Raw genomic sequence first — 249 nt, forward strand, 5'->3', positions numbered from 1 at the left:
TGGGTCTATAGCTCAGTTGGTTAGAGCGCACGCCTGATAAGCGTGAGGTCGGTGGTTCGAGTCCACTTAGACCCATTATGGGGAATTAGCTCAGCTGGGAGAGCACCTGCTTTGCAAGCAGGAGGTCATCGGTTCGATCCCGTTATTCTCCATTGCCAGTCATTTGACTGGTGCTTGTACTTTGAAAACTAAATAATATTTATTTCTTTATTCACAATTAAACCGAGAACACCGCGTTATTTGAGTTTT

2 tRNA genes are annotated in these 249 nt (G+C 44.6%); both read left to right on the forward strand.

From position 1 onward, the window contains the following. Position 1 precedes the first annotated feature (1 nt). Positions 2-75 (forward strand) — tRNA-Ile (locus QOS03_RS09345). Positions 76-79: 4 nt separating this feature from the next. After that, positions 80-152: transfer RNA gene (locus QOS03_RS09350), tRNA-Ala, on the forward strand. The last annotated feature ends 97 nt before the right edge of the window (positions 153-249 follow it).

Source organism: Limosilactobacillus pulli (genome assembly GCF_947381555.1).
Taxonomy (GTDB): Bacteria; Bacillota; Bacilli; order Lactobacillales; family Lactobacillaceae; genus Limosilactobacillus; species Limosilactobacillus pulli.